The following is a 23031-nucleotide window of genomic DNA, read 5'->3' on the forward strand; positions in this document are numbered from 1 at the left end:
CATCGCGGCGGCGCATTCACCGCCGCCGCCTTCCGAATCCGGACGATACATGGGCGGGAGCCGTCTTGCCATGCCCGCCGTTCAGGATGTCGCGCCCTCGCGGCAGCCGGAGACGATGTCGAGGGACGGATCGCGCACCTGCGTTTCCACCCGCATCATGCCGAGCACGGTATGGAAGAGGTTGTCGTGCGATTGCGGCTCCTGGGTCTTGCCTTCCAGGCACGCCGCCGAATAGGCCGCCTTCTCCCCCTTGCCGAGCCACAGCACGAAGGGCACGTGGGTCTGCTGGCTGGGCGCGATCATGTAGGGCGCGCCATGCAGGTAGAGGCCGAGCTCGCCGAGCGATTCGCCATGGTCGGACATGTAGAGCATGGAGACGTCGAGGCGGTCCTCCTGCTTCTGCAGCCGGTCGATCACGCTTGCAAGGATATGGTCGGTATAGGCGATCGTGTTGTCATAGGCGTTGACGATCTCCTCCTTGGTACAGTCGGAGAATTCGGCGCTGCGGCATTCCGGCTGGAAGCGGCGGAACGCTTCCGGATAGCGCTGGTAATAGGCCGGGCCATGGCTGCCGATCTGGTGCAGCACCAGCACGGTATCCCTGTTCACCGAGCCGATCCAGCCGTCCAGCGCGTCGATCAGCACCTGGTCCTGGCATTCGCCGCCCGAGCAATAGGCCGGGTTGCCGCTGTCGATCAGCGAGTGCACCTTCAGAAGCCTGGCGATCCCCTTGTCGCCGGTATTGTTGTCCCACCATTCGACGTGGATGCCGGCATGGGAGAGCACCCAGAGCAGGCTCTGCGTCGCGAGCCCCTTGCGGTGCGTATATTCGGAGCGGGTATAGACGGAGAACATGCAGGGCAGCGAGACGGCGGTCGCCGTGCCGCAGCTCGTCGTGTCGGGGAAGTAGAGGATGTCCTTCTTCGCCAGTTCCGGATTGGTGTCGCGCCCGTAGCCGCCGAGCGAGAAATTGTCGGCGCGCGCGGTCTCGCCGGCAACGACGATCATCAAGCGCGGCTTGCGCTGGCCGACCGGCGCATCGCTCACATGCGCATCCTCGCCGAGCGGCGCGGCCACCACGTTCACGTCGCCGGACTGGCCGATGACGAACTGGACCGCTGTGACCACCGGCACGAAGGGATTGAGCGATTCGAACCAGTCGTGATGCGCCCGGACGGCGGCGGCATAGACGCGGGCGTGGGAGAGCCCGGCGACGAGCGCGACGACCAGCGCCGGCACGATGACGGCAAGGTTGCCCCGCACCTTGCCGAAGAAGGCGCGGTGGCGGACCTTCACCCAGACGAGAAGGAGCGAGGGCAGCACGCCATAGGCCAGCATGTGGATGACGAAGCCGGGCGTGATCAGATGGCCGGCTTCCGCACTGTTCGTCTCGGCCGCGTTGCGGATCATCTCGATGTCGATGACGACGCCGAAGCGGTCCATGAACCAGGCCCCCGCGGCGCTTGCGAGGATGAGCGCGATGAAGAGCGGCTTCATCACATATTTCAGCGAAACGGCGACGCAGAGCGCGACATAGAGGCAGGCGACGCCGAGGGCGATCGACGCGAAGGTGGTCGGCCGCCCTTCCAGATAGAGCCAGCCCTTCGACCAGAAGCTCCAGTTCGTGAGTGCCAGAAGATAAAGCGCCGTCAGGAGGCTGACGGTAACGCTGCCAAGTTCGGGCCGCCAGAGGGAGGGGCGGCCGGTTCCTTCGCGCATGAATGGTCCTTTCACGTCAAATCGGGCGAGGTCGCGCACGGCCCGCCGTTCGCCCCCCCTGCTCCGCGAAGCTGACAGCCGCCTGAACGCTTCCGGACGCGTTCAGCCCGCTGTCAGCTTCGCGCGGGATAAAACGGCACCGGAATGCGAGGTGATGCTTGAAACCGAGACTGCCCTATCCCGGCGCGCTGTTCGTCGGCGCCCTGGTCTTCCTGGTCCTGGCCATCCCGCTCGCCCAGACCCAGTTCGCACGCTCGCACAGCGAGGACCTGCACCGGGCCTTCGCCTGGCGGAGCGAGTGACGGTCGGGAACGATGCGGGGTGGGAGGACTGACTGGCCTTAAAATCCGATTGCATTTTGCAAGCAGATTTGCGACAAAGGCGTGGCAAACGGGAGGTTGCCATGAAGCCGGTTCTCTATGCTCATCCCTTTTCGAGCTACTGCCAGAAGGCGCTGACGGCGCTTTATGAAAACGGCACGGATTTCGAGTATCGCATGCTCGACCATACCCAGCCGGAAACGCTTGCCGATTTTGAGGCGCGCTGGCCGATCAAGCGGTTCCCCATCCTCGTCGACGGCGAGCGCACGATCGTCGAAGCGACCATCGTCATCGAATATCTGGGACTGCACTATCCGGGCCCGGTGAAGCTCATCCCGGACGATCCGGACGCGGCGATCGAGGTACGCATGCTCGACCGCTTCTTCGACAATTACATCTCGACGCCGCAGCAGAAGATCGTCTTCAACGCCATGCGCTCCGAAGCGGAGCGCGACCCCTACGGCGTCGAGGAGGCGCGGCGGATGCTGGAGCGCGCCTATGCCTGGCTCGACCGGCACATGGAGGGCCGCAAATGGGCCGCGGGCGAGGCCTTCACGCTCGCCGATTGCGGCGCCGGCCCCTTCCTCTTCTACGCCGACTGGACCCACGCCATCGATCCGGGTTTCCGCAACGTGCATGCCTATCGCCGGCGGCTGCTCGAACGCCCCGCCTTCGCCCGCGCGGTCGATGAAGGAAGGCCCTATCGGAAATTCTTCCCGCTCGGCGCGCCGGACCGCGATTAGGCCCATCGACCGGAAGCGCGGAAAAGCGCCGTTTTCAGGCCGCCCCTACCCCTTCGGGCAGTGCCGGCGCTCCGCCGGCTTCGCCTTCCGCGCGACGCCGGTCACGACAAGCGCGGAAGGGCCCTTTGCCTGCCGCACGATATGGCCGCGCAGCACGAGGCGGCCATAGTAGAGCGCATCCGTCTCGCGGATGCGCCGCTGGTCAGCCTCCGAAAGCCTGCCGATATCCGGAGACGTCCCCTTCCACAGCTTGCCGGTCGCAAGATCGCGCACCGTCGTGGAAGGGCATGGCGCCTTGAAGCAGCGCAGGCCGTTGTCGCAGGCGACATAGGCGCCGTCCCTCGCAGCGGACTGCGAGGTCGCGGCAAGGAGCAGGCAGACAGCGAGAGCGGGAATCCTTGGGCGCATGCGGCATTCTCCCTGATGAGCCCGGCCAGTCTATGCCCTTCCCGGCAAAGGACAAACCCCGGCAATACACCCTCCTCCGTCATCCTCGGGCCTGAACCGAAGATCCATCCGCACCCGGGGCGTGGATGGTCGGGTCAAACCCGACCATGACGGAGGAGGAGTTGGAGGCGCTTCAAACAGAAAGACCCCGGCGCCTTCCGGTGCCGGGGTCGATCTCAGAACGCGCAATCCCTACTTCAGCCTGGCGCTGACGGCCTCGATGCCGGCGCGGGCGCATTCGTCGTCGATATCGCCGCTCGGTGCACCGCCGACGCCGATGGCGCCGATGGTTTCCTCACCGGCCTTGACCGGAACGCCGCCGGCGAGGACGAGGAAGCCCTCGATGGAAACGAGCTGCGCGGCCGCCGGGTTCTTGCCGACATTCTCGGCGATCGTCTGGGTCGGCGTGCGCATGGAAGCGGCGGTGAAGGCCTTGCGGATCGCGCTGTCGACGGTATGCGGGCCGGCGCGGTCCGCGCGCAGGACGGCGCGGGTGATGCCGGCGCGGTCGACGACGGCGACCGAGACGTTGAACTTCTTGGCGGCGCAGGCCTTCACGGCGGCGTCGGCGGCTTCGACGGCGATGTCGAGCGGCATGTTGCGCTCGGTGAGCACGTCGGCATTGGCGGCGCCGGCAAGGGCGAGAGCGGCGAAGGCGGTGGCAAAGAATGTCTTCATGTCTGTCTCCATCTGGGGCCGCCCGGTCTCATCGGCGGCGACGGCCCTCTTTTCGGAGATTTCCGCGTCTTGCGGTATCGGTGGACGGACGGAGCGGGGTCCGTAGGACTACGGAGTCTGCCCGATCATCGCGAAGCGCGCGAATTCGGCGACCGAGGTCGTGCCGAGCTTCTGGGCGATGTTCGCGCGGTGCGTATCGACCGTGCGCGGCGAGAGCTCAAGGCTTTCGGCGATCTCGCGCGTCGACCAGCCGCGCCCCACCATGTCGAGCACCTCGCGCTCGCGCTCGGTCAGCAGCGCCACCAGCTTTGCAGCTTCCGCCCGCTCGGCGCGGGTGTCGAGCGCGGCTGAGGCCTGTTGCAGCGCCTCGACCAGCACCTGCTCGTCGATCGGCTTGGTGAGGAAATCCACCACGCCAGCCTTGAAGGCGCGCCGGCAGGCATGCACGTCGCCATGGCCGGTGCAGATGATGGTCGGCCAGTCGCAGCCGATGGCCGCGAGCTTCTCGTGCAGTTGCAAGCCGGTGATGGCGGGCATGCGCAGGTCGAGCAAAAGCACACCGGGCTTGAGTTTTGGCGCCCGCGCCAGGAAGGCGGTCGGGTCGCCGAAGGTCTCGATGCGGATGCCATAGGTGCCGAGCAGCAGCGAAAGGGCGCTGCGCACCCCCTCGTCGTCATCGACCAGATAGACCGGCGCCATCGTCATTCCGCGGCTTCCTCCCGTTCCCGCATGCCGCGCGCGCCCGGCAGGCGCACGGTGAAGACCGCCCCGCCCTCCGCGCCGTTTTCCGCGGAAATGCTGCCGTCGAAGCGCTCGACGATGCTCTCGCAGAGGCTGAGGCCGAGCCCCATGCCGTCCGGCTTGCTGGAAAAGAACGGCTCGAACAGGCGCGGCAGGATCTCGGGCGCAATGCCGGCGCCGTTGTCGCGGACGGTGATGGCATGGCCCGCACCCTCCGGCGCCAGCACCACGGCGACCCTGCCGTCGGCCCTGCCCGCCTGTTCCACCGCGTCGGCGGCATTGCGGATGAGGTTGTGGATGACCTGCTCGATCTCCACCGGATCGACCCGCGCCGGCGCGGGCGCATCGGGAAGGTCGACGGCAAGGGTAATGCCGCGCCGGTCGAGGTCGATGCGCGAGAGCGCGACGATATCGGCGACGTGGCGGGCAAGGTCGTGCACCCCGGCCTCCACCGCGCTCCTGCCGACATAGGCGCGCAGCCGGACGAGGATATCCGCCGCGCGTTTGGCTTGCTGCACATTGGCGGCGAGCACGGTGTCGATGGGCGAATCCGAAAGACCGTTCGCCGCCGCGATGCGCCGGCCGGCCTGGCTCTGGCTGAGCAGCGCCGTCAGCGGCTGGGTCAGCTCGTGGGCGATGCCCGAGGCCATCTCGCCCATGCTGTTGATGCGCAGCGCATGGGCAAGCTTCGTCTCGTGCTGGCGCAGCGCCTCGCGCCGGGAGGCCGCGTCCGCCGCCTCGCGCGCCAGCGCCGCCTCCTGCCGGTGCCGCAGGAGCGAGCGCACCAGCGCGAGCCCGGCGAGCGACAGGGCCGCAAAGAGCGCGAAGGGCAGCGGCGGCACGAGCTGCGCCGGCGTGACGTTCCTTTGCAGGGAAAGCCGCAGCGGCTGGGTGTCGCTGACGATCGGCGCCTCGAAGGCGACGGTTCGGGAGAAGGGCGCGGCGGCGGGCGGCTTCGCCCCCGTCTCCAGCAGCGGCCCCTGCGCCGTCGAAAGCGTCAGCACCGCCCAGCGCGGCAGCTCCTCGCCCTCGACGAGCTTCGCCCCGTCGATGTCGAGGCTGACGGCCATGGCTTTGTTCATCCGCTTCATCAGCCGGTAATGGCCGGGCCGGCCGTCCGGCCCATAGATCGCCTTGCCGGCCGCCAGACCTTCGACAGCCTTCGAGACCACTGCCGGATCGGCGGTGGAGCCGCCGGCCGACCGCGCCGAACTCACCACGCTCGCCTCCCCGCCCGCCGAAAGGCGCACGAGATCGATGGCGACGATGCGCGGATAGAAGCGCAGGATCGATCCCGCCACGAGGTCGAAATCCTCCGACGGCTGCGCCTGCGCTAGGCCGAGGGCACTGAGGCTCGTCAGATGCGCATCGTGCTGGGCGACGCGCTGCGAGATCGTCCGTTGCAGGGCGCGGCCGCTTTCCGAGACCTCCTGCTCCAGCGCTCGCCGATGGCTTTCGGCCGAATAGACGCCGAAGGCCGCGACGACCAGCAGCCAACCGCCGATAAGGGCGGCCGGGGAACGGAGAAAGGTCAGGCGTCGAGGCATGCGGATTGAAGCCGGCTCAGGGATCGGGAGGGGCATCATATGGCTTCCCGCTCGCCTTGGCGATCCGCAGCATCACGGATGCCGCAGCACCGGCAGCGAGAGCGGCGCGAGCGCGGCGAGCGGCCGGCCGCGCGGATCGTTTACCTGGAGGCGGCGCACCGCGAAATCCTGCACCGCCTGCAATTCCGCGAGCGCCCCGTCGTAGTCGACCCGCGTCGGCCGGTCGTTCTGCATGACGCAGGCCCCGTCGACATAGACAGCGGCGACGGCGCGCTCGGCGGCGCAATGGAGGAGATTGCGCAGCGGATCATGGACCGGCTGCATGCCGGGATGGTTCAGATCGACGAGTGAGAAATCCGCCTTCGCGCCCTTTTCGATGCGGCCGATATCGCTGCGGCCGAGGGCCTTCGCCCCGGCCAGCGTCGCGACGTCGAGGATATCGGCGGACGAGACGTCGAAGACCGAGCCGGCGGCGATGCGGGCGTTGATCAGCGCCGTGCGCATCTCCTCCAGCATGTTGAAGGGATAGCTGTCGGTGCCGAGCGCGACATTTACGCCGCTGCGGCGATAGCGGCCGACCGATTGCAGCACCATGCCGCTGCGCGCGAAGGTGACGGGGCAATGGGCGACGCTCGTGCCGCTGGCGGCAAGGCGCCCGAGGTCGTCCGCCGTGCGCTGGCGCGTCCAGCCGTGGCTGTCGACGAAGATGCAATGGCCGAGGATGAGGTCCGGGCCGAGAAGCCCGAGGCTTTCGAGATATTGCACGGCGGTGAGGCCGTGGCGGCGCAGAAGCTCCTCGTGTTCGGCCATGGTCTGGGCGGCATGGATGGTGATCGGCACCTTGCGGCCGCGCGCCGCCTCCGCCGCCTCTTGCAGCAATTCGGGCGAGCAGGTCTCGACCTGCGCCGGGGCAACGATGCCGCCGAGCCGGCCGGAGGGATGCGCCTCGGCCGCATCGACCGTCTCCAGCGCCCGCGCGAAGGCCTCACGCCCCCGCGCCGCGTCCCAGCGGAAATCGAGGCGGTGGCTGCACTCCACATGCCACGCCGCCTCGCGGAAGCCGGGGGCGACATAGGCGCGCGCGCCGCTTTCCGCCAGCGTCGGCAGCCAGCAATCGTGCGGGCCGGCAATGTCGACGAAGGTGGTGACGCCGCTGCGCAGGAGGTCGCCGAGCATGACGGTGAGCGCCGCCTTCACCGCGTCGTCGCTGATCTCGATCAGCGTCGAATATTCATACATCGCCTGCCCCCAGAGGGCGGCCGTCCCCTGGTCCTCGAAGAGGCTTTTGGAGATCGGTTCCTCGCCGGAATGGCAATGCACGTTGACGAGGCCGGGCAGCACCATGCGGTCGCGGCCGGGGATTTCCTGCCCGAACGGCCCCTCGTAGCGCCCGCCGACATGGAGGAAGCCAGTCTCGTCGAAGGCGACGTCGGCGTTTTCGAGATAGGCGTGGCCGCCCGCCGCCGCATCGTGGGCGACGACGGTGCGGGCGTTGCGGATGACGGTGACGGCGCTAGGCATGGGTCGTCCTGAAATGCTTTTCGAGGAAGCGGCTATAGGCGCCCATCACGGCGCTGAAGGTGAAGTAGACGGCGGCGGCGACGAGATAGCCTTCCAGCACCGCGATGCCCTGCCATTCCGGATCGCGGATGGCGGAGCGGACGGTGTCGAGGAAATCGACGAGGCCGACGATGGTGACGAGCGTCGTGTCCTGGAAGAAGCCGATGAAGAGGCCGACCATCGGCGGAATGACCTTCTTCAGCGCCTGCGGTAGCACGATCTTGCGCATGACCTGCCAGTAATGCAGGCCAAGCGAGGAACCCGCCTCGTGCTGGCCGGCCGGCACGTCCTGCAACCCGCCGCGCACGATCTCGGCGATATAGGCGGAAGCGAAGAGGATGATCGCCACCTGCGCGCGCACCAGCTTGTCGATGGTCACGCCATCCGGCATGAAGAGCGGCAGCATGACCGTCGCCATGAAGAGGATGCTGATCAGCGGCACGCCGCGCACGATCTCGATGAAGCCGACGGCCAGCACCCGGATCGCCGGCAGCTTCGAGGCGCGCGCCAGCGCCAGCACGATGCCGAGCGGCATGGCGAGCGTCAGCCCGACGAAGGAGAGCGTGAAGGAGAGCGGCAGGCCGCCCCAGCTCGTCGTCGGCACCGGCGTCAGGCCGAAGACGCCGCCGGCCATCAGGAAATAGAGCACCGGCAGGACGACGACGATCCAGGCGAGGAGCAATCCCCGGCTCCAGAAGCGCGGCATCATGGAAAAGCCGAAGGCCGCAAAGAGCAGCAGCAGCGCCGTCATCGGCCGCCACTGCTCCTCGTAAGGGTAGAAGCCGAACAGCATGTAGCGCAGCTTCTGCGTAACGAACGGCCAGCAGGCGCCGCTGACCGCCTTGCAGGTCTGCCCGTCGCCGGAGAAGGCTGCGTCGAGCACCAGCCAGCCGAAGGCGAGCTTGATGACGAAGAGGATGGCGGCGATGGAAAGAAGGCTGACCAGCGTGTTGCCGGGCGTGCCGAAATAGGCGGAGAATTTCCCAAGGCGCGCGGCGACAGGCGCCGGCTGCGGCGGAGCGAGGACAAGGGCTTCAACGTCGGCCATCTCAGCGCTCCTTCAGCGCGACATGCGCATTGTGCCAGTTCATCAGAAGCGAGATGGCGATCGACAGCGCCAGATAGACGCCCATGAAGATCGCGATCGTCTCCATCGCCTGGCCGGTCTGGTTCATCACGATATTGGAGACCGTGACGAGATCCGGAAAGCCGATGGCGATGGCCAGCGAGCTGTTCTTGAACACGGTGAGATAGGTGTTGGTGAGCGGCGGGATGATGATGCGCAGCGCCTGCGGCAGCACCACGAGCCGCATGGTCCTGCCGCGCACAAGGCCGAGCGCGGCCGCCGCCTCCCACTGCCCCTTGTCGACGGCCTGGATGCCGGCACGCACGATCTCGGCGACATTGGCCGAGACGCTGAGCGCAAGGCCGAAGAGCAGCGCCACGAATTCCGGCCGCACATGCAGCCCCCCCGTCAGGCGGAACTTGCCGACGGTCGGGAAATCCCAGTCGAGGGCGACGCCGCCCGCAAGCCACAGCAGGAGCGCGGGGCCGACAAGCGCGGCGAGCGCGAGGAGGCCGCCATGGTTCGACCGGCCGGTGGCGACCCGCTTCTTCGTCGCCACCCTGCGGACGACGAGCGCCGCCGCCGCGCCGCCGACGAGGCAGGCGAGAAGCGCAAGGCCGCCGCTTTCCACGAAGGCCGCCGGCACGACGAGGCCGCTATTGGAAAGATAGACGCCCGGCAGGAGGTTCAGCGCCTGCTTGACCGGCGGCAGGATGAGGATGATCAGCGAATACCAGAGGAAGAGGTAGAGCAGCAGCGGCACGTTGCGCAGCAGCTCGACATAGACGAGCGCCAGGCGCGCCAGAAGCGGATTGCGCGACATGCGCGCGATGCCGACGGCAAGGCCGAGAATGGTGCCGAAAATGGCCGCGAGCACCGAGACCTTCACCGTATTGGCGATGCCGACGAGGATCGCCCGGCCGACCGTATCGGTGGGCTCGAAGGCGATGGCCGCCTCGGTGATGACGAAGCCGGCCGGCCGCGTCAGGAAGTCGAAGCCCGTCGCGATGTTCTGCTTGGCGAGGTTGCCGCTCGCGGTGGAAAACAGGGTCCAGCCGACAAGAGCCACGAAGCCGATCGCGACGACCTGATAAAAATAGGCGCGAAAGCGCATGTCATGCAGGAAAGCCATGAAACCTCGCCGCCCATATCGGGAAAGAGGGGGCGCACGCACCGCCATGCGTGCGCCCTGGAAGATCGCTTCGAGAAGCGATCAGCGGATCGGCGGGGAATAGATCAGGCCGCCGGCGGTCCACTGCGCGTTCGGGCCGCGCGTCAGGCCGAGCCTGGTGCCCTCGCCCACGTTGCGCTCGAAGATCTCGCCGTAATTGCCGACACTCTTGATGATGTTGTAGCCCCACTTGTCGTCGAGGCCGAGCATCTTGCCGAGCTCTTCCGTCGCGCCCAGCATGCGCTGCACGTCCGGGTCCTCGCTCTTCAGCTTCTCGTCGACATTCGCCTGGGTGATGCCCTTCTCCTCGGCGGCCATCAGCATCCAGACGGACCAGGAGACGATGTCGCCCCAGTTGGAATCGTTCTGGCGGAAGGCCGGCGCGAGCGGCTCCTTGGAGATCGTTTCCGGCAGGACGATATAGTCGTCCGGATTGTTGGCGACGGCGCGGATCGAGGCGAGGTCCGAACGGTCCGAGGTGATCGCCTCGCAGCGGCCGGAATAGAAGGCGGCGCGGTTCTCGTCCGGGCTTTCGAACACGACGAGCTCGAACTTGCCCTTGATGGCGGCGAAGAAGTCGGAAATGTTCTGCGCGGTCGTGGTGCCCGGCAGCGTGCAGATCGCCGCTTCCGTCAGTTCCTTGGCGCTGGTGACGCCGAGCGACTTGGGCACCATCAGGCCCTGGCCGTCATAGAAGACCGTCGGGCCGAAATCGAGGCCGAGCGAGGCGTCGCGCGAGAAGGTGTGCGTCGTCTGGCGCGAGAGCACGTCGATCTCGCCGGACTGCAAAGCCTGGAAGCGCGTGTTGATGTTGGTCGGAACGAACTCGACCTTCTCGCCGTCACCGAAGACGGCCGCGGCGATCGAGCGGCAGATATCGACGTCGAAGCCCTGCATGCGGCCCTTGTCGTCGGGCGCGGCGAAACCCGGCACCGTCAGCGAGACGCCGCAGATGAGCTTGCCGCGCGCCTTGACGGTTTCCAGCGTGCCGGCGGCCGAGGCCTGGCCGGCCATCGCGAGCCCGAGCGCGGCGGCGCAGATCGAAAGAAGTGCCTGCTTCATGCTTCCCCTCCCATGGGTGTTGTTGGATGCGGTAGCGAACCGCCCTCCAGCAGCCGCCACCTCATCGCGATCCTTCAGACCGCAATTATTGTGTACAATGTAAAAATAATATCATCAACACTTCACGCCAAACCATGTCGACAATCGGGCTAAATTGCCGATGTACAATGGTCATGAAGCCATGTATGATCGGCATCAACCACGTATCAGCGCCGTTTCCGTTAGGATTTCGGTCGCAAACGACTTGCCAGCGGCCAAAAAGGCTGCTGAAAAATACGATTTATCGGGTATCGACGCATACAATCTGCGTCGGACATCTTTTGCGGCCAACGGCCCGCCGGATGCGGTTGCGCGGCCATGATGCCCATCTCGGATTTCTCCCGGAAGCGGGGTCGGAAGCGCGAATGCTCCGGCCCCGTCTCTGTTTGCGCGCACCCGGAAGAGGCGTCGGCCCATGGAACCGATCCTCCCCAACCTTTCCATTTCCGCCACGGAACAATCGCCGCCGTTGCCGGTTCCCTCACCGTCAATGACGATTAGGCGTGATTGCAGATGCCCGACCAATCCAAGCTCTTTCCCGACCATCGAAGGCTGTCGGGGGAACGCTATACGGTGGAATCGTTCCGCGCGGCCTATGAGCTGACGCGGGAGGAGGCCCAGCGTCTCTTCGACAAGTTCGGCCCCTCAAAAAGGGAGCTCGACCTTCTCATGCGCGCCCGCCGGAACCCCGCGCAGTTCCTGAACTTCTGAAGGAGGCGATCATGACGATCGACAAACCGCAACCCGGCCCGCCCGGCACGACGGACCAGTCGCCCCGCTGGGAAGGCCCCGAAGCCACCCGCCCCCGCGGCTACATGCCCGCCAAGGACGATCCGGATCGCGACCGCGACGCCGCCGGCGAGACGAATGCCGACCCCTCGCGCGAAAAGCTGCGCGATGCCGGCAAGACCGCGGACGACGAGCCGGAAGACGAGGAAAGCAGGATCCGGCGCGAGCAGGCGACCAACCCCGCCCTCATGCCGATCGGCGATCCGGCTGGAGCCGCCTAGGCACGCAGCTTTGTGAGAAACCTTTCCCCATCGAACCCGCCGCATCTGCGGCGGGTTCCTGCATTCCGGCTCACGCCGCCGCCAGCGCCTCGCGCGCCTTCACCGCTGGCCGGAACGTCATCGCGATCAGGAAGGCGCCGAGGCCGATGCCCCAGGAGCCGACATAGAGCCAGGTGTAGCTGGCGAAGGTGTCGTAGATCATCCCGCCCGCGACCGGCCCCAGCGCCATGCCGAGGCTGCCGGCCATGGCCGTGCCGCCGATCACCGTTCCCATCAGGCGCAGCGGGAAGTTCTCGCGCGCGATCACCGCATAGAGCGGCATGACGCCCGCATAGATGAAGCCGAAGAGGCCGGCGACGAGGTAGAACGAGAAAAGCCCACCGGTGAAGACATAGCCGAGCGCCCCGAAGGCCTGCGCGAACAGTCCCGCAACGAGGACATGCTTGGCGCCGAACCGGTCGCCGAGAAGGCCGAAGACGACGCGGCCGCCCATGCCGGCCAGCCCCTCGACGCTGTAGATCGTGACGGCCGCGATCATCGGGATGCCGCAGGTGATGGCATAGCTCACCGTATGGAAGATCGGCCCGGAATGGGTGGCGCAGCAGAAGAAATTCGTCAGGCACAGGATGATGAATTGCGGCGAGCGCAGCACCTCGCCCGTCGTCATGCCCTCCTGCGGCGCGTCGGCGGCAGGCGTCGCGGCCCCAGCCTCCAGCGCCGGCGGCCGACGGATCAGAAGCGAGACGGGGATCATCACCACGGCGACGACCAGAGCGATGATCTGCATGGAGGTGCGCCAGCTATGCATGGAAACGAGCCAGGCCGCGAAGGGCGACATGGTCATGGGCGCCATGCCCATGCCCGCCGAGACCAGCGAGACGGCAAAGCTGCGATGCGTGTCGAACCAGCCGGTGACGCAGGCCATCATCGGCGCGAAGACGGCGGCCGCCGCCACCCCCACCACCAGCCCGAAGGTGAACTGGAAGGCGACGAGCGAGGCGGCGACGCTCGCCGCCGCGAGGCTTGCCGCCAGCAGCACCGAGCCCGTCAGCACCACGGGCCGCGGCCCCCAGCGGTCGGAAAGCCCGCCCCAGAACATGCTGGCGAAGGCCATGGCGAGGAAGCCGATGGTCATGGCGGTGGAAATGCCCGTCACCGACCAGCCGGTATCCTTCGAGATCGGCAGCAGGAAGACGGGCAGCGAGAACATGGCGCCGATGGCGATGCAGCCGAGCAGGCCGCCCGCCGCGACGATCACCCAGCGATAATGCGTATGGATCATGGTCATCTCCTTCTGGACCGACCGGCGGGCCATGGCCGCGCCGCATCGTTTCGTCCACCCGGATGAAAGACGCCGGCCGAGGGGCCTTCCCGACATCGCGCGCGAAGAATTCCACGATGATGCCGAAGGCGCCCGTCCGCAAGGTGCCTTGCGGCGGCATTTTCCGCCGGATGGGCTTGAACCCGGCCGGCAAAACGCCTTTCCTCCGGATCGACACGGCAAGACTAGGCGCCGGCAGCCCCGCAGCGGGAGTGACAAATGTGACGGGAATCGCATGGACTCGATGATCATTGCCGCCGCGCGGGCACTGGCCGGGGGCGATCCGCTCGGCGCGCTCGATCGCGTGGCGCTGCGCGACGACGCCCCGGCGCTGGCGCTCCGCGGCATCGCCATGGCCCAGCTCGGCGACCTCGACCGGGCGAAGGCCCTGTTGAAGAGCGCCGCCCGCGCCTTCGGCCCGCGCGAGACGGTGGCGCGGGCGCGCTGCATCGTCGCCGAGGCGGAAGTCGCCCTCGCTGCACGCGACCTCGCCTGGCCGGTCAAGGCGCTTGCCGCCGCCGGCGCGACGCTTCATGCCCATGGCGAACGCCTCAACGCCGCCCATGCCGAAACCCTCGCCATCCGCCGCCTGCTGCTGATCGGCCGGCTCGACGAAGCCGCCGCCCTGCTGGCGAAGCGGGATGCCGCCGCCCTGCCCCCGCCGCTGCGCGCCACGCACGAGCTGGCCGCCGCCGGCATAGCCATCCGCCGGCTGCACACCCGGGAGGCCCGAGAGGCGTTCACCCGCGCCGCCGAGGCCGCCCGGCAGGCCGGTATCCCCGCCCTGATCCGCGAGATCGAGGACGCGGCCGCGGTGCTGCAAAGCCCCGCCGCCCGCCTCATCGCCGGAGGGGTGCAGCGGCCGCTGCTGCCGGAGGACGTGGAAGCCCTCTTCAAGACCGGTACCCTCGTCGTCGATGCCTGCCGGCATGTGGCCCGCTGCGGCGAAAGGATCGTCCCGCTCGCCACGCGGCCCATCCTCTTTTCCCTGCTGCGCACGCTGGCGGAAGCCTTTCCGCGGGATGCGAGCCGGGAGGCCCTGCTGCTGCACGCCTTCCGCGCCCGGCATGCCGATGAATCCCACCGCGCCCGCCTGCGCGTGGAAATGGGCCGGCTGCGCGCCGAACTCGCCCCTTTGGCGGCGATCAACGCGACATCGGCCGGCTTCGTGCTCGCCCCGCATGAGAATCGCGCGGTCGCCGTGCTCGCTCCGCCGCTGGACGAGCCGCATGCCGACATGCTGGCGCTTTTCGCCGATGGCGAGGCGTGGTCGAGTTCGGCGCTCGCCATCGCGCTCGGCGCCAGCGCCCGCACGGTGCAGCGGGCGCTAGAGGCGCTTTCCGCCGCCGGCAGGGTGCAACCGATCGGGCGCGGCCGCGCCCGGCGCTGGCTGATGCCGACGCCGGGCGCTTTCTCGACACTCTTGTTACTCCCCGGTCCCCTGCCGGGCGATTAGGATCGGTCGACCAACGATCCGGAGGAGACGACGATGACCAGGAGCGAAGCAGAGATCATCCGCGAATACGGCCCCTTTTCCGGCGTGGAACAGGTCCATGGCGTGACCTATGACGGCACGAACCTCTGGTTCGCCTCCGATGGAGGCGTCAAGGCCGTCGATCCCGAAGACGGCAGGGTGCTGCGTACCATCGACATGGCCGCCCATGCCGGCACAGCCTATGACGGCCGCCACCTCTTCCAGATCTCCGAGGACCGGATCCACAGGATCGACCCCGAAAGCGGCAAGGTGCTCGCCACCATTCCCGCGCCCGGCAACGGCGGCGATTCCGGCCTCACCTGGGCGGAGGGCTCGCTGTGGGTCGGCGAATATCGCAGCCGGCAGATCCACCAGATCGATCCGGAAACCGGCGCGGTCATCCGCGTCATCCGGAGCAACCGCATGGTGACGGGCGTCACCTGGATGGACGGGGAACTCTGGCACGGCACCTGGGAGGGAGACGAAAGCGACCTTCGCCATATCGATCCCGAAACCGGCGCCGTGCTCGACACGATCGTCATGCCCGCCGGCACGGGCGTTTCCGGCCTTGAATCCGACGGGGCGGACCGCTTCTTCTGCGGCGGCGGGCGAAGCGGCACGATCCGCACCGTCCGCCGGCCGCGGGACAACCGTTAAAGCCCGTGGGTGCCGTCGTAGCCGTTGACCGGCGGCGGCGCCCAGCCCTTCGGCAGGCCCTTTGCCTTGTAGACCTCGACCACCATCGGATGGCAGGCCGCCGTATCGGAGGAATGCTCCGACGAGCAATCCCCGCCCGGGCAGGCCGACATGCAGCCGAGAAGATCGATCTCCGCGAAGAATTCCAGATAGTCGCCCGGACGCACCGGGCTCGCCTTCATGAAATACTGCCCGGTGTCGCGCGTGAAGCCGGTGCACATGAAGACGTTCAGCACGTCGTGCACGTAGCCTTCCGCCTCGCGCGGCGCCATGCCGGTCTTCTGCGCGAAGGCGCGCGTCAGGTTGGAATGGCAGCAATGATGATACTGGCCGCCGTGGCTGAGCAGGTTGTGCGTATAGGGATCGCAGCGCGTGCCGATCACGTCATGCACCGCGCCGCCGAATTCGTCGAAGCCGTACCAGTCCAGCGTGTCGTGGGTGATGGTGGCGATGGGGCGCAGATAGGGGAAGTTGGAGAAGAGCTGGTCGCCGAGCCCGACATGAGTGCCGTTCAGCGCCCGCGTCTTGCCGGTATAGAGCCGTTCCTTCAGGTCGTTGGCATTGAAGAGGTTGAGGTCGCCAACCTGCGGCCCCTCGCTGCAGACGATACGGCAGAAATGCCCCGCTGGCACCGACCACGTCGCCGCCTCGCGCGGCGGCACGACGATGGTCTCGACCAGCTCCAGGTCGTCGCGCAGCGCGCGATAGGCCGAAAGATCCGGCCGCGGCAGGCTCTCCACCGGATAACACACCACCGGCCTCACCGCCTTGCGCGCCGCCGCATCCACAGGAGCCGCCGTAATCGGACTGGGCTTCATGACATCCTCCTCCTCGGCAGGCACCGCCTGGACGCCCGCTTCAACTTTGTTGAATAACCTTATTATGATTGTTCAACAGAAAGCAATCGAAACAGCGACGCGGCATGTCGGATTGCGCAAGAAGCAACCTTGCGGGCAAACCCGCATTCAAGCAACGGATAAAGAAGGAAAATGGTGGGCCCGGAGGGACTCGAACCCCCAACCAAGCGGTTATGAGCCGCCGGCTCTAACCATTGAGCTACAGGCCCGTTCCGGCCGGCTGGCCGGGACCGTCGGTCAATGGCAGCCGACGGTGGGAAAGCGTCTAGACGAAATCGGCCATTCTCACAAGCGCTGCCGTATTCTCCACACAATCACGGGCGAAGAACGCGGCAAGGGACACAACCATCAGGAGACATTCCCACATGTTCCACGGAAGCTTGGGCCGCCGCACCGGCGCCAGCCTCGTCGCCCTCTCGCTCGCTCTGGCCGCCGCCGTTCCGGCCGCAGCACGGGCCGAGGAAGCCGCGAAACCGCGCGAATCGACCATAGTCGTCACCGGCGAGGGCTCGTCCGAAATGGCTCCCGACATGGCGCTGATCGATCTTGGCGTCGTCAAGGATGCCAAGACCGCCCGCGAGGCGCTCGACGCCAACAACAAGGCCATGGCCGAAATCCTCGCCGCGCTGAAGGAAGCCGGCATCGAGGAGCGCGACCTGCAGACCTCGGGCTTTGCCATCAACCCGCAGTACCAGTACACGCAGAGCTCGACGGGCGAGAACCCGCCGCCGGTCCTCACCGGCTTCCAGGTCACCAACACGCTGACGCTGCGCGTGCGCGACCTTTCCAAGCTCGGCGAGATCCTCGACAAGGCGGTGACGCTCGGCGCCAACCAGGGCGGCGGCATCCGCTTCACCAACGACAAGCCCGAGAGCGCCGTCAGCGCCGCGCGCAAGAAGGCCGTCGAAAACGCCATCGCCAAGGCGAAGGAACTGACGGCCGCCGCCGGCGTCGACCTCGGCCGCGTGCTGGAAATCTCGGAAACGAGCTACCGCGCCGAGCCCATGCCCATGATGCGCGCCGTCGCCAAGGACTATGCCGGCTCCGTGCCGATGGCGACCGGAGAGAACAGCTATTCCGTCGTGGTCAACGTGACCTTCGCGCTCGGCAAGTAAGCCGAGCGAAAGGCAGACACGCGAAAGGGCCGGGAAACCGGCCCTTTTTGTTTTCAGGCGGACCAGAACATCGCCCGAAACCGCTCCGCCTTCGCCCGAAACGCAAAAACCCTCCCGGCGGAACCGGGAGGGTGGCCGTCCATCGGCCGGGGGTGACGAGATGGACGGTTTCCGTCGCGAGCCTGCGGGCGGCAGCCCGACTGCTCCTTAGCGCCACATGGCCGGGCAACCGCGGTCGTTCGCGAAGACGATGCGGCGATAGTCGCCGTGGCGGAAGCCTTCGACCACGACACGGCGCGGCGACATGTCGACGATGCGGGCGCGGCGCAGGCCGAAATCGCGCGCCTTGGCCATTGCCAGTTCCGGCGAGCAACGGCCGCGGCGGCCCATGTCGCCATGGCGGCGATCAGGACGGCGGTCACGATCCCAGCGCTCGCCGCGATCCCGGCGATAATCCTCGCGATCCCAGCCGCCGTCATAGTCCTGGACCTGCAGGAAGCCGTTGCGGTAGCCGGCCGGCTCGACCGTGACGCTCAGGCCCGCAGCGGAGGCGGCCGGAACGGAGGCGGTCAGGGCGCCGAGGCCAAGGACCGCGGCAAGAAGCGTCTTTTTGAGAAGGGTCGTCATGGAAGGATCTCCTGTTCGTTCCGACCGGATTGTTCTGTCCGGCGATTGGGGAAACCATATGGCGGCTGATCTGAACGCAGACCGAATCCGTCGTTCAGCCTGCGTTCAACTTCACGCGGCGGAAAAGAGCGCGAAGCGCGTGATGAGCCCCTCCTCCATTTCCAGAAGCAGGATCTTTTCCTTCGAATAGGCAGCCCCGCCGGCAGCCTTGCCGCGGGCCGTCAGGCGGATGGCGATCGTGTTGCCGGAGGCGTCGCTCATCGCCAGCGCATCGCCATAGCTCTCGTCGAAGGCCTCGAAATGCCGGGCGAGCCGCGCCCGCAACGCCTCGCGGCCGTTGTCGCTGCCCTCGCCGATGCCGGAAATGGCGACGTCCTCGTCGACCTTGCCGGCGAGCGCGGCGAAGTCGCGGGCATTCAGCGCCTCAACGACCGCGTCCCTGATGCTTTCCCTGTCAGCCATGGATATCTCCTCTTTCCAGCCGCAGGGAAACGTTCCATCGCGCGAACGGGTTCCGTCAAGAGCCGAGATGCAGCACGATCTCCCGACGGTGCGGCCGGTCGCGATGCTCGAAGAGATAGAGACCCTGCCAGGTACCGAGCGCCAGCCGGCCGGCCATGACCGGAATGCCGATGGAGACCTGCGTCAGCGCCGCCTTGATATGGGCGGGCATGTCGTCCGGCCCTTCCAGCGTATGCACGATCCAGCCCATGGCGGGATCGTCGGAGGGCGGCACGAGGCGGCGGAAGAACCGGTCGAGGTCGCGCCGCACGTCCGGGTCGGCATTTTCCTGGATGAGCAGCGAGCAGGACGTATGGCGAACGAAGACGGTCAGCAGGCCCGTTTCCACGCCCGCCTTGCGCACGAAGGCCTCGGCCTCGCGGGTGAACTCGTAGAGCCCCTGCCCGCGGGTCGAAACCGAAATGACGGCCTGCGCCACGGCGCCGCCCGCCTCAGCCGATCGCCCAGAACACCGTGCCGGCGATCACGATGAAGGCGAGGATGACGCCCATGAAGCGCACAAGGCCGGCATTGGTGTCGGTCGTGGTGCCGACGATCGCGTAATAGAGGTCCTTCATGGCAAGTCCTTTCTTCCGGTAGCCCGCGTGATAGCGCAACCGCCCGCCGCTCACAACTCGATGAAAGCCTCGAAACCACCATAGATCATCCGCTTGCCGTCGAAGACGTCCTTCCAGTCGTCGCCCTGCAAACGGGCATCGGCCATGACCTTGGCGAGGATCTCGTCGCGGCGCGCGCGCGATTCATAGGTGATCCAGGAAAAGATCACGACCTCGTCGTCACTCGCCAGCACGGCGCGGGGAAACGAGGTGAGCTCGCCATAGGGAACGTCGTCCCCGACGCATTCCACATAGTCTATCGCGCCATACTCCTTCCACACCGCGCCTGCCGTGCGCGCCATCGCCTTGTAGGCCTCCAGATTGGCCTTCGGCACCGCCAGCAGAAACCCGTCGACATAGGTCATGCCCGCTTCCTCCTTGTTGGGACATGACAAGGACGTGTGTCAGTTCCACGATCCGACAAGGGGCAGGATATTTCACCGGCGGCCGGCGGCAGCTTGCGCCGCTCCGGCCGCCATGCGAGGTTTGCACCCCGAAGGCCTTGAAGCGGAAGGGAGATTGTCGTGCGGGATTGGTTCTGGCGGGTCGTCCTTTCCCTCTCCGCCACCGGCCTTGTGCTGGGCACGCTTTTTTTCGCCGCCTCGCTGACGCCGAGCCTCCTGCCGCGCACCTACATCACCCAGGGCATGCTTTCGGGCGTCGCCATGGCCTGCGGCTATGGCCTCGGCGCGCTCTTCTCCGCGCTCTGGTTCTGGCTGGAGCTGCCGGAGCCGAAGGACCGCCTGCGGCGGTGGATCATGATCGCGGCAGGCGGTCTTTCCGGCATCGTCGTGCTCGTCTTCCTCTGGCGCACGGCGGAGTGGCAGAACTCCATCCGCACGCTGATGCACCTGCCGCCGATCGAGACCGCCCATCCCTTCTATGTCGGCCTCATCGCGCTCCTCGTCTTCCTGGTGCTGTTCGGCCTCGGGCGGCTCTTCGCCTTCCTGGTCCGGCTCTTTGCCAGGACTTCGCGCCGCGCGGCCCCGCGCCGCCTTTCCTATGTCATCGGCACGGCGCTCGCCGCGACGCTGTTCTGGACGCTGGCGGACGGGCTTCTCCTGCGCTTCGTGCTGCACACGGCCGATTCCTCCTTCCGGCATCTTGACCAGGTGATCGAGCCGGATACGGCGGAGCCGACCGATCCCATGAAATCGGGCAGCGCCGCCTCGCTGGTGCGCTGGGACGAGCTTGGCCGCATGGGCCGCGCCTTCGTGGCGAGCGGGCCGTCATCCGCCGACATCGCCGCCTTCACAGGCAAGCCGGCCATGGAGCCGCTGCGGGTCTATGCTGGGCTCAACGCCGCCGAAACGGCGGAGGCGCGGGCGAAGATCGCGCTCGACGAGCTGATCCGCGTCGGCGGCTTCGAGCGATCTACCCTGCTCATCGTCATGCCGACGGGCACCGGCTGGGTCGATCCCGAGGGCATCGACACGGTCGAATACCTGCACCACGGCGATATCGCCAGCGTCGCCATCCAGTATTCCTATCTCGCAAGCTGGCTCTCGCTGCTGGCCGAGCCCGATTACGGGGCGGAGGCGGCGCGCGCCCTCTTCCGCGCCGTCTACGGGCACTGGGCCGCCCTGCCGAAGGCGCATCGGCCGAAGCTCTACCTCTACGGCCTCAGCCTCGGCGCCCTCTCCTCCGAGCAGTCGGCCGAACTCTTCGAGGTGATCGGCGATCCCTACCAGGGCGCGCTCTGGGCCGGGCCGCCCTTCCCCAGCCGCATCTGGCGCAAGATGACGGCCGAGCGTAATCCCGGCACGCCCGCCTGGCTGCCGCGCTTCCGCGACGGCTCCTATGTGCGCTTCACCAGCCAGCGCAACGCCCTGCCCGAGGCGGGCGACCATTGGGGACCGATGCGCATCGTCTACCTGCAATATGCCAGCGATCCGATCGTCTTCTACGACCCCTATTCCTTCTACCGGCAACCCGCCTGGATGGCGGTGCCGCGCGGGCCGGACGTCTCGCCGGACTTCCAGTGGTATCCCGTCGTCACCTTCCTGCAACTGACGCTCGACATGGCGATGGCGACGACGACGCCCAAGGGGCTCGGGCATGTCTATGCGGGCGAGCACTATATCGACCCATGGATCGCGGTGACGGACGTGACGAACTGGAGCGCGGCGGACATTGAGCGGCTGAAGGAGAAGTTCCGGGCGGGGCGGTAAGGGACGGCCCCTCATCCGCCTGCCGGCACCTTCTCCCCGCAAGCGGGGAGAAGGAACATGTAGGACCGTTGCCTTCTTGCCCCATCGGTCCGATTTGCAGGAAAACGGCCCGGCATTCCCCTTCTACCCGCTTGCGGGGAGAAGGGCGCGGCAGCGGAATGAGGGGCAGCCCTCCCCACAAACGAAAACGCCGGGGCAAAACCCCGGCGTCCGCATTCGAATGACGACAGCCTTACTCGGCGTCGACGATCTTGCCGTCTTCCCACTTGAAGAGCGAGAAGCTCTGCGAGGTCAGGTCGCCGGTCTCGCCATAGGTCAGCTTGCCGATGGCGGTCGGGATGGCTTCGCCGGACTTCAGGGCCGTGGCGACGGCAGCCGGGTCTTCCGCGCTGCCGGCCTTCTCGATGCCGGCCTTGAGAACCTCGACGGCGGCATAGGCATTGAGCGTGAAGGCTTCCGGCGGGACGCCCTTTTCCTTGAGCACGGCGACGGCCGCCTGCGAGTCGGGGCTCTTCAGCGCGTCGGACGCGTTGGTGAAGAGCGTGCCGGCCGAAGCGTCGTTGCCGATTGCCCAGTATTCGCTGTTGGAGAGGCCTTCGCCGCCGATGATCGTGGCGCTGACCGACATGTCCTTCAGCTGGCGGGCGAGCAGGCCGCCTTCCGGGTGGTAGCCGCCGAAGTAGATGACTTCGACGCCCTCGGACTTGAGGCGCGTGACCAGCGCGCTGAAGTCCTTGTCGCCGGGCGTGATGGAATCGTAGAGCACCTCGTTGACGCCGCCCTTGTTGAGCGCGGCCTTGAAGGCATCCGCCAGGCCCTTGCCGTAGGCGCCCTTGTCGTGGACGATGGCGACCTTCTTGTCCTTCATGTTCGCCAGCACGTAGGTGGCGGCGACTTCGGCCTGCTGGTCGTCACGGCCGCAGGTGCGCAGAACGTTGGTAAGGCCGCGGGCGGTGAGGTCCGGCGCGGTCGCGGTCGGGGTGACCATCAGGATGCCGTTCTCGGCCAGCACGTCGGAAGCCGGGATGGCAACGCCGGAGGTGACCGGGCCGACGACGAAACGGATGCCTTCGCCGACGATCTGGTTGGCGGCCGAAACGCCCTGCTTGGGCTCGCCCGCATCGTCCGTCAGCTTCAGCACGACCTTCTCGCCGAGGATGCCGCCATTCTTGTTGATCTGGTCGACGGCCGCTTCCGCGCCGTTCTTCACCTGGTCGCCATAGGCGGCAACGGGGCCGGTGAGCGGCGCGATGAGGCCGATGACGATATCGGCATGGGCGAGCGGCGCAAAGGCGACGGAGGCCGCAAGGAAGGCTCCGGCGAAAATCTGCTTCTTCATGGTTCTCTCCTCAACTGGGGCCGCCAGGGGCCCGGTCGCAAGCCATCCTGCGCCCGGACGGCGCAGGCCGTGTCCGATGGCAGGACGGGGGTACTTTCACGCTCCGGAACAATCGTGCGCGAAGGCCCGGCGTGCTGTGGATTGATTAGGCCGGCAGGGCAAAAAGCGCAACAAAATAATGCAATTGCACTTTTACCGGGCGGTTTGGAC

24 protein-coding genes, 1 tRNA gene and 1 pseudogene are annotated in these 23031 nt (G+C 67.1%); 8 read left to right on the top strand and 18 right to left on the bottom strand.

Annotation, left to right across the window (positions count from 1 at the left end; translation table 11 throughout):
• Positions 1–81: 81 nt before the first annotated feature.
• On the bottom strand, positions 82–1719 hold the full coding sequence (locus ACZ1A1_RS11945) for a phosphoethanolamine transferase (protein ID WP_463620130.1): 1638 nt from the start codon (positions 1717–1719) through the stop codon (positions 82–84).
• A gap of 158 nt (positions 1720–1877) precedes the next feature.
• On the opposite strand from ACZ1A1_RS11945, the gene ACZ1A1_RS11950 reads away from it, so the two are divergent.
• Both ACZ1A1_RS11950 and ACZ1A1_RS11955 read left to right on the top strand, forming a co-directional pair.
• Entirely contained in the window at positions 1878–2021 is a 144-nt protein-coding gene (locus ACZ1A1_RS11950) for a hypothetical protein (protein ID WP_313192677.1), read from the top strand.
• 101 nt (positions 2022–2122) lie between these two features.
• Positions 2123–2782 (top strand): glutathione S-transferase family protein, encoded by a 660-nt coding sequence (locus ACZ1A1_RS11955; RefSeq protein WP_463620131.1) that lies wholly within the window; start codon positions 2123–2125, stop codon positions 2780–2782.
• A 45-nt stretch (positions 2783–2827) separates the two neighbouring features.
• Here the strand turns inward: ACZ1A1_RS11955 and ACZ1A1_RS11960 are convergent, their stop codons facing one another.
• From ACZ1A1_RS11960 to ACZ1A1_RS11995, 8 genes are all read right to left on the bottom strand, one after another.
• On the bottom strand, positions 2828–3190 hold the full coding sequence (locus tag ACZ1A1_RS11960; protein ID WP_463620132.1) for a hypothetical protein: 363 nt from the start codon (positions 3188–3190) through the stop codon (positions 2828–2830).
• Positions 3191–3421: 231 nt separating this feature from the next.
• Positions 3422–3907: a GlcG/HbpS family heme-binding protein gene (locus ACZ1A1_RS11965; protein WP_463620133.1), complete on the bottom strand. Its 486-nt coding sequence runs from the start codon at positions 3905–3907 to the stop codon at positions 3422–3424.
• Between the two features lie 108 nt (positions 3908–4015).
• Positions 4016–4612 carry a response regulator transcription factor gene (locus tag ACZ1A1_RS11970; protein ID WP_463620134.1) on the bottom strand — a complete coding sequence of 199 codons (597 nt, stop codon included), beginning with the start codon at positions 4610–4612 and terminating at the stop codon, positions 4016–4018.
• Positions 4609–6195, bottom strand: a complete 1587-nt coding sequence (locus tag ACZ1A1_RS11975; RefSeq protein WP_463620135.1) for a sensor histidine kinase — start codon at positions 6193–6195, stop codon at positions 4609–4611. Before ACZ1A1_RS11975 ends, ACZ1A1_RS11970 begins: the two co-directional genes overlap by 4 nt.
• Positions 6196–6267: 72 nt before the next feature.
• The gene (locus tag ACZ1A1_RS11980) at positions 6268–7716 is read right to left on the bottom strand and encodes an amidohydrolase family protein (RefSeq protein ID WP_463620136.1); all 1449 of its coding nucleotides are present in this window, start codon (positions 7714–7716) and stop codon (positions 6268–6270) included.
• On the bottom strand, positions 7709–8803 hold the full coding sequence (locus ACZ1A1_RS11985; protein ID WP_463620137.1) for an amino acid ABC transporter permease: 1095 nt from the start codon (positions 8801–8803) through the stop codon (positions 7709–7711). The genes ACZ1A1_RS11980 and ACZ1A1_RS11985 overlap by 8 nt, the downstream gene beginning before the upstream one ends.
• A 1-nt stretch (position 8804) precedes the next feature.
• Positions 8805–9953 (bottom strand): amino acid ABC transporter permease, encoded by a 1149-nt coding sequence (locus ACZ1A1_RS11990; protein WP_463620138.1) that lies wholly within the window; start codon positions 9951–9953, stop codon positions 8805–8807.
• A gap of 81 nt (positions 9954–10034) precedes the next feature.
• The gene (locus tag ACZ1A1_RS11995) at positions 10035–11054 is read right to left on the bottom strand and encodes an amino acid ABC transporter substrate-binding protein (protein WP_313192667.1); all 1020 of its coding nucleotides are present in this window, start codon (positions 11052–11054) and stop codon (positions 10035–10037) included.
• Positions 11055–11606: 552 nt separating this feature from the next.
• Between ACZ1A1_RS11995 and ACZ1A1_RS12000 the strand changes: the two genes are divergently transcribed.
• Both ACZ1A1_RS12000 and ACZ1A1_RS12005 read left to right on the top strand, forming a co-directional pair.
• Positions 11607–11804: a hypothetical protein gene (locus ACZ1A1_RS12000; RefSeq protein ID WP_119257101.1), complete on the top strand. Its 198-nt coding sequence runs from the start codon at positions 11607–11609 to the stop codon at positions 11802–11804.
• Positions 11805–11815: 11 nt separating this feature from the next.
• Positions 11816–12004, top strand: a pseudogene (locus tag ACZ1A1_RS12005) (hypothetical protein); the annotation flags it as partial.
• 169 nt (positions 12005–12173) lie between these two features.
• On the opposite strand, the gene ACZ1A1_RS12010 reads toward ACZ1A1_RS12005, so the two are convergent.
• Positions 12174–13385: an MFS transporter gene (locus tag ACZ1A1_RS12010; RefSeq protein ID WP_463620139.1), complete on the bottom strand. Its 1212-nt coding sequence runs from the start codon at positions 13383–13385 to the stop codon at positions 12174–12176.
• Positions 13386–13659: 274 nt separating this feature from the next.
• On the opposite strand from ACZ1A1_RS12010, the gene ACZ1A1_RS12015 reads away from it, so the two are divergent.
• Positions 13660–14880 carry a helix-turn-helix domain-containing protein gene (locus ACZ1A1_RS12015; protein WP_463620140.1) on the top strand — a complete coding sequence of 407 codons (1221 nt, stop codon included), beginning with the start codon at positions 13660–13662 and terminating at the stop codon, positions 14878–14880.
• A gap of 33 nt (positions 14881–14913) precedes the next feature.
• Complete coding sequence (locus tag ACZ1A1_RS12020) at positions 14914–15555, top strand: Vgb family protein (protein ID WP_463620141.1); 642 nt, start codon at positions 14914–14916, stop codon at positions 15553–15555.
• On the opposite strand, the gene ACZ1A1_RS12025 is transcribed toward ACZ1A1_RS12020, so the two are convergent.
• Both ACZ1A1_RS12025 and ACZ1A1_RS12030 read right to left on the bottom strand, forming a co-directional pair.
• Positions 15552–16412, bottom strand: a complete 861-nt coding sequence (locus tag ACZ1A1_RS12025) for an urea carboxylase-associated family protein (protein ID WP_463620142.1) — start codon at positions 16410–16412, stop codon at positions 15552–15554. The two genes, ACZ1A1_RS12020 and ACZ1A1_RS12025, sit on opposite strands and share 4 nt — an antisense overlap.
• Positions 16413–16584: 172 nt before the next feature.
• Positions 16585–16660, bottom strand: a tRNA-Ile gene (locus ACZ1A1_RS12030).
• 156 nt (positions 16661–16816) lie between these two features.
• Here ACZ1A1_RS12030 and ACZ1A1_RS12035 point away from each other — a divergent pair.
• On the top strand, positions 16817–17566 hold the full coding sequence (locus ACZ1A1_RS12035) for an SIMPL domain-containing protein (protein WP_313192662.1): 750 nt from the start codon (positions 16817–16819) through the stop codon (positions 17564–17566).
• Between the two features lie 207 nt (positions 17567–17773).
• Here ACZ1A1_RS12035 and ACZ1A1_RS12040 read toward each other — a convergent pair whose 3' ends face one another.
• The 5 genes from ACZ1A1_RS12040 to ACZ1A1_RS12060 form a co-directional block, all read right to left on the bottom strand.
• The gene (locus tag ACZ1A1_RS12040; RefSeq protein WP_463620143.1) at positions 17774–18193 is read right to left on the bottom strand and encodes a hypothetical protein; all 420 of its coding nucleotides are present in this window, start codon (positions 18191–18193) and stop codon (positions 17774–17776) included.
• Positions 18194–18304: 111 nt separating this feature from the next.
• Positions 18305–18655 carry a nuclear transport factor 2 family protein gene (locus ACZ1A1_RS12045; RefSeq protein ID WP_463620144.1) on the bottom strand — a complete coding sequence of 117 codons (351 nt, stop codon included), beginning with the start codon at positions 18653–18655 and terminating at the stop codon, positions 18305–18307.
• Between the two features lie 55 nt (positions 18656–18710).
• On the bottom strand, positions 18711–19133 hold the full coding sequence (locus ACZ1A1_RS12050) for a secondary thiamine-phosphate synthase enzyme YjbQ (protein WP_463620145.1): 423 nt from the start codon (positions 19131–19133) through the stop codon (positions 18711–18713).
• Positions 19134–19146: 13 nt separating this feature from the next.
• On the bottom strand, positions 19147–19272 hold the full coding sequence (locus ACZ1A1_RS12055; RefSeq protein ID WP_281048102.1) for a hypothetical protein: 126 nt from the start codon (positions 19270–19272) through the stop codon (positions 19147–19149).
• A gap of 50 nt (positions 19273–19322) precedes the next feature.
• Positions 19323–19676, bottom strand: a complete 354-nt coding sequence (locus ACZ1A1_RS12060) for a DUF1428 domain-containing protein (RefSeq protein WP_463620146.1) — start codon at positions 19674–19676, stop codon at positions 19323–19325.
• 159 nt (positions 19677–19835) lie between these two features.
• Here ACZ1A1_RS12060 and ACZ1A1_RS12065 point away from each other — a divergent pair, with 159 nt between their 5' ends.
• Positions 19836–21482 (top strand): alpha/beta hydrolase, encoded by a 1647-nt coding sequence (locus tag ACZ1A1_RS12065; protein WP_463620147.1) that lies wholly within the window; start codon positions 19836–19838, stop codon positions 21480–21482.
• A gap of 232 nt (positions 21483–21714) precedes the next feature.
• Here ACZ1A1_RS12065 and ACZ1A1_RS12070 read toward each other — a convergent pair whose 3' ends face one another.
• On the bottom strand, positions 21715–22821 hold the full coding sequence (locus tag ACZ1A1_RS12070; RefSeq protein ID WP_463620148.1) for an ABC transporter substrate-binding protein: 1107 nt from the start codon (positions 22819–22821) through the stop codon (positions 21715–21717).
• Between the last annotated feature and the right edge of the window lie 210 nt (positions 22822–23031).

The sequence above is a fragment of the Shinella sp. R2-11 genome, assembly GCF_055330205.1.

Excerpts from the sequence above, each read along its gene's own strand:
- ACZ1A1_RS11945 (WP_463620130.1), bottom strand. The coding sequence starts at position 1,719 with ATGCGCGAAGGAACCGGCCGCCCCTCCCTCTGGCGGCCCGAACTTGGC.
- ACZ1A1_RS11975 (WP_463620135.1), bottom strand. The coding sequence starts at position 6,195 with ATGCCTCGACGCCTGACCTTTCTCCGTTCCCCGGCCGCCCTTATCGGC.
- ACZ1A1_RS12025 (WP_463620142.1), bottom strand. The coding sequence starts at position 16,412 with ATGAAGCCCAGTCCGATTACGGCGGCTCCTGTGGATGCGGCGGCGCGC.
- ACZ1A1_RS11980 (WP_463620136.1), bottom strand. The coding sequence starts at position 7,716 with ATGCCTAGCGCCGTCACCGTCATCCGCAACGCCCGCACCGTCGTCGCC.
- ACZ1A1_RS11970 (WP_463620134.1), bottom strand. The coding sequence starts at position 4,612 with ATGACGATGGCGCCGGTCTATCTGGTCGATGACGACGAGGGGGTGCGC.
- ACZ1A1_RS11990 (WP_463620138.1), bottom strand. The coding sequence starts at position 9,953 with ATGGCTTTCCTGCATGACATGCGCTTTCGCGCCTATTTTTATCAGGTC.
- ACZ1A1_RS12035 (WP_313192662.1), top strand. The coding sequence starts at position 16,817 with ATGTTCCACGGAAGCTTGGGCCGCCGCACCGGCGCCAGCCTCGTCGCC.
- ACZ1A1_RS11965 (WP_463620133.1), bottom strand. The coding sequence starts at position 3,907 with ATGAAGACATTCTTTGCCACCGCCTTCGCCGCTCTCGCCCTTGCCGGC.
- ACZ1A1_RS12040 (WP_463620143.1), bottom strand. The coding sequence starts at position 18,193 with ATGACGACCCTTCTCAAAAAGACGCTTCTTGCCGCGGTCCTTGGCCTC.
- ACZ1A1_RS12070 (WP_463620148.1), bottom strand. The coding sequence starts at position 22,821 with ATGAAGAAGCAGATTTTCGCCGGAGCCTTCCTTGCGGCCTCCGTCGCC.
- ACZ1A1_RS12000 (WP_119257101.1), top strand. The coding sequence starts at position 11,607 with ATGCCCGACCAATCCAAGCTCTTTCCCGACCATCGAAGGCTGTCGGGG.
- ACZ1A1_RS12045 (WP_463620144.1), bottom strand. The coding sequence starts at position 18,655 with ATGGCTGACAGGGAAAGCATCAGGGACGCGGTCGTTGAGGCGCTGAAT.
- ACZ1A1_RS11960 (WP_463620132.1), bottom strand. The coding sequence starts at position 3,190 with ATGCGCCCAAGGATTCCCGCTCTCGCTGTCTGCCTGCTCCTTGCCGCG.
- ACZ1A1_RS12015 (WP_463620140.1), top strand. The coding sequence starts at position 13,660 with ATGGACTCGATGATCATTGCCGCCGCGCGGGCACTGGCCGGGGGCGAT.
- ACZ1A1_RS12010 (WP_463620139.1), bottom strand. The coding sequence starts at position 13,385 with ATGATCCATACGCATTATCGCTGGGTGATCGTCGCGGCGGGCGGCCTG.
- ACZ1A1_RS11955 (WP_463620131.1), top strand. The coding sequence starts at position 2,123 with ATGAAGCCGGTTCTCTATGCTCATCCCTTTTCGAGCTACTGCCAGAAG.
- ACZ1A1_RS12020 (WP_463620141.1), top strand. The coding sequence starts at position 14,914 with ATGACCAGGAGCGAAGCAGAGATCATCCGCGAATACGGCCCCTTTTCC.
- ACZ1A1_RS12055 (WP_281048102.1), bottom strand. The coding sequence starts at position 19,272 with ATGAAGGACCTCTATTACGCGATCGTCGGCACCACGACCGACACCAAT.
- ACZ1A1_RS11995 (WP_313192667.1), bottom strand. The coding sequence starts at position 11,054 with ATGAAGCAGGCACTTCTTTCGATCTGCGCCGCCGCGCTCGGGCTCGCG.
- ACZ1A1_RS12060 (WP_463620146.1), bottom strand. The coding sequence starts at position 19,676 with ATGACCTATGTCGACGGGTTTCTGCTGGCGGTGCCGAAGGCCAATCTG.
- ACZ1A1_RS11985 (WP_463620137.1), bottom strand. The coding sequence starts at position 8,803 with ATGGCCGACGTTGAAGCCCTTGTCCTCGCTCCGCCGCAGCCGGCGCCT.